Genomic DNA, 3604 nt, shown 5'->3' on the forward strand with positions numbered 1-3604 from the left:
ACCAGTGCCTCGCGCCCCACCATGCGCCGCAGCTGGCGCGGCGTCGCGCCGACCGCACGCAGCAGGGCCAGTTCCCGGGCCCGCTGCTGGATCGACAGTGCGAAGGTCCCGGCCACCACCAGCAGGGCGACGAGCAGCGACGTACCGCCCATCGCACCGCCCAGACTGATCAGGCTGACCCGCGCCTTGCCGGCGTCGATGAACTCGACGGGCCCGCGGTCGTCCCCCGACCGCACCTCCAGCGAGGGCGTGCCGGACACCGCCTCGAGAGCCCGGGCGCGTACGTCGCTCACCGTGGCGCCGGGGACCGTGAGCAGGCCGAGCGCGGAGACCTGCCCCGGGTGTCCGGCCAGGCGCCGCGCCTGTTCCGTGCTGAAGAACAGCGTCGACTGGCGGGCCAGGGCGTCACGGCCGGCCGGTGCGGCGATGCCGACGACCTCGTACACGGCAGGTGCGCCGGTCGACTGCACGGTCACCTTCGCACCGGTACGCAGGCCACTGCCGGCGTCGGCCACGATCTCGTCCGCCCCGGTCGGCGCCCGACCGTCGCGCAACGCGAACGGCGTGAGCCGCGCCGACTCCCAGGCGTGGCCCCACGACGCCCCCTCGGCGAGCGGTCCCTTGTCCGTCAACACATGGGCGGGGAAGGTGAGTTCGGGGACGACCGCGCGCACACCGGGCACAGCCGCGAGCCTCTTGACCAGGGCGGGGTCCGCCTTCGCCCAGGCCCGCTCGGTCAGCGGCTTGGACTTCTCCTTGGTCTTGCCCTTCTTGACCTTCGTCCAGTGCAGTTCCTGATCGGCTGTGACCAGCACGGGAGTTCCCGCGTACCGCTCCGTGGGGATCGTCCCGCGCAGCCCCGTGTCCAGCAGGGTCCCGCACGCGGTGACGAGGGCGGCGGCGAACAGCAGGGCCACGAAGGCGCCGGCGAAGGCGCCCTTGCGGGCCCGCAGCGTACTCAGCGCGAGAGTCAGCATCACGCCCACGCTCCGAGGCGGCTCATGCGGTCGGCGACCCGCTCCGCGGTCGGCGCGGCCATCCGGTCGACGATCCGCCCGTCCGCGAGGAACAGCACCGCGTCCGCGTACGACGCGGCCATCGGGTCGTGCGTGACCATCACGACGGTCTGGCCGAGGTCGTCCACGGTCCGGCGCAGCAGCCCGAGCACCTCCTTGGCGGTCATGGTGTCCAGCGCGCCGGTCGGCTCGTCGCCGAAGACGACCTCGGGCCGGGTGACCAGCGCGCGGGCGAGGGCCACCCGCTGCTGCTGGCCGCCGGAGAGTTCGGCGGGCCTGCGCCCGCCGCGTCCGGTGAGCCCCACCTGGTCGGTGATCCGTGCCAGCCAGTCCGGGTCGGCCCGGCGCCCGGCGAGGCGGAGCGGGAGGGTGATGTTCTGTTCGACCGTCAGCGACGGCATCAGGTTGTAGGCCTGGAAGACGAAGCCGACGCGGTCCCGGCGCATCCGGGTCAGCGCGGTCTCGTCGAGGCCCGTCAGCTCCTGGCCGCCGAGGGAGACGGTGCCGCCGCTGGGCCGGTCGAGGCCGGCGGCGCAGTGCAGGAAGGTCGACTTGCCGGAGCCGGAGGGCCCCATCACGGCGGTGAAACTCCCCTGAGGGATGGAGAGATCGAGGCCGCGCAGCGCGTGCACCGCGCTCTCACCGCGTCCGTACACCTTGCTCACGGCATCGAGCCGGACCGCGGGGGCGGGCTCCCCGGAGCGGGAGCCGTCCGAAAGGGCTGAGGATGCGGGCGCCGTCGTGCGGCCCGCCGAAGAGAAGATCCAGGGCATGTGTTCAGCCTGTTGTGCCGCTGATCACTGCGCTACGGTCAGAAAGGGCGGCCACTGTCACCATGCTGCCAACGGGCAGGCCAGGGGGACCGACTCCGGGGGGAAAACAGAACATGAGCCTGACATCGGTCGGGGTGTCCGACGAACACCTGCGGCTCTACCGCTACTTCCTGCGCCATCCCGAGCGCGGGGCCGAGTCCGCCGGAGGCGCCCTCGGCTGGGACCGCGACACCGTCGACGAGGGGCTGGACGCGTTACAGGAGCGGAGCCTGATCCGGCTCTCCGAGCGGCACACGGTGCTGGTCTCCGATCCGGCGGTCGCCGTGGAGTGGCTGGTGGAACAGCGCCTGGGGGAACTCAAGTCCGCCACCGGCGAGGTGCTCGCCACCCGGGCCGTGATCGCCACGCTCATCGACGACCACAAACAGGGCGCGGCCCGCTCCCCGAGCGACGACATCGAACGGGTCGACGGACCCGAGGCGATCCGCGAACGCCTCACCGACCTGGCCTTCTTCACCTTCCGCGAGCACATGTCACTGCTCCCGTCGCCCTGGCGCCCCCAGAGCATCGACGAGGCCCGCGCCTCGGATCTGAGGATGCTCCGCCGCGGCATCCACTGGCGTACGGTCGCCACGCCGAAGGCGCTCGCCGACCCCGCGACCCTGGCCTATCTGCGGGAACTGGAGACGCTGGGCGGGGAGGTGCGCCGCACCGAGCAGGCGATCCGGCGGCTGGCGATCTGGGACCGCGGCGTCGCGATGGTCCCCGTCGACCCGGACGACCACTACGAGTCGACGCTCGTCGTCCGCCAGCCGGGCGTGGTGGCCAACACCGTGGCCTGGTTCGAGCAGGTCTGGGACACCGGCCACGAGCTTCCCGCCGAGGACGACCTCGCGGTACGAGCGCCGGTCCTGTCCGCTCTGGAGCACCGTGTCCTGGACGCGCTGACCCACGCGGACAAGGACGAGGCGGCGGCCCGCGAACTGGGCGTCTCCCTGAGGACGTTCCGCCGCTACGTGGCCGACATCATGCTGCGGCTCGGAGCGGCCAACCGTTTCCAGGCGGGGCTTCTCGCCAAGGAGCGGGGCTGGATCTGAGAAGGGAACTGCCGGACAGGGCCCAGTGTCCTGCGCCGGAGATCCATCGTGAGTTCCTGTATGAGCGTTTCTGCGGGTGTGCCCGCACCGCGTCGTGGTCCGAAGCTGGAACCGTGATTGTTGTCCGGTGACGAGCGTGCGGTGTTGGAGCGTTGGGCCCGGCGGGCGACGTCTGCGCAGGCTGTGGCGTTACGGGCGCGGATCGTGCTGGCGTGTGCAGGTCCTGACGTTTCGCCGATTGTTGTGGTGGCGCGGGATCTGCGGGTAGCGGCGGATACGGTCCGTAAGTGGCGTCGACGGTTCCTGGCCGGCCGGCTGGACGGGTTGGTGGACGAGCCCCGGCCGGGCCGGCCGCCCACCATCAGCGTCGACCAGGTGGAGGCGGTCGTGGTCAGCACGTTGGAGGAGATGCCGAAGAACGCCACCCACTGGTCGCGCAAGTCAATGGCCGACCGCAGTGGACTGTCGAAGCTGAGCGGGACCGCCAGCGGGAGCCGATCGCCTTCAAGTGGGCGCGCAGCAGGTCAGCGACGTAGTTGACAGTGTGAACCGCCCCGGGTTCTATAGAGATCTCAGACTGTGGTTGTGACCTGGGGTTTCGGGAGTTCGGTGTAGTAGTTGGCTTCGTATTCGACGGGCGGGACGTGGCCTATCTCACCGTGGAGTCTTCGGTGGTTGTACCAGTCGACCCACTCGGCGGTGGCCAACTCGACCTGGG

At 71.1% G+C, this 3604-nt stretch carries 5 protein-coding genes; 2 read left to right on the forward strand and 3 right to left on the reverse strand.

Translation table 11 applies throughout. The features are described 5' to 3' along the window. Positions 1 to 977: ABC transporter permease (locus tag GA0115254_RS08805; RefSeq protein ID WP_176740035.1), on the reverse strand; the 977-nt coding region annotated here is incomplete at its 3' end. Then, positions 977 to 1789, reverse strand: a complete 813-nt coding sequence (locus GA0115254_RS08810; protein WP_093894719.1) for an ABC transporter ATP-binding protein — start codon at positions 1787 to 1789, stop codon at positions 977 to 979. The genes GA0115254_RS08805 and GA0115254_RS08810, both read right to left, overlap by 1 nt. Before the next feature lie 113 nt (positions 1790 to 1902). Between GA0115254_RS08810 and GA0115254_RS08815 the strand changes: the two genes are divergently transcribed. Then, positions 1903 to 2886: a helix-turn-helix transcriptional regulator gene (locus tag GA0115254_RS08815; protein WP_093894720.1), complete on the forward strand. Its 984-nt coding sequence runs from the start codon at positions 1903 to 1905 to the stop codon at positions 2884 to 2886. 183 nt (positions 2887 to 3069) lie between these two features. Beyond that, positions 3070 to 3426, forward strand: a complete 357-nt coding sequence (locus GA0115254_RS08820) for a helix-turn-helix domain-containing protein (protein WP_256102455.1) — start codon at positions 3070 to 3072, stop codon at positions 3424 to 3426. Positions 3427 to 3458: 32 nt separating this feature from the next. On the opposite strand, the gene GA0115254_RS42990 is transcribed toward GA0115254_RS08820, so the two are convergent. Next, positions 3459 to 3604: integrase core domain-containing protein (locus GA0115254_RS42990; protein ID WP_141720787.1), on the reverse strand; the 146-nt coding region annotated here is incomplete at its 5' end.

This window comes from Streptomyces sp. Ncost-T10-10d, from assembly GCF_900091955.1.
Lineage (GTDB): Bacteria > Actinomycetota > Actinomycetes > Streptomycetales > Streptomycetaceae > Streptomyces.

Bases quoted from the DNA above. Each gene is read 5' to 3' on its own strand.
- GA0115254_RS08810 (WP_093894719.1), bottom strand. From the start codon at position 1,789: ATGCCCTGGATCTTCTCTTCGGCGGGCCGCACGACGGCGCCCGCATCC.
- GA0115254_RS08815 (WP_093894720.1), top strand. From the start codon at position 1,903: ATGAGCCTGACATCGGTCGGGGTGTCCGACGAACACCTGCGGCTCTAC.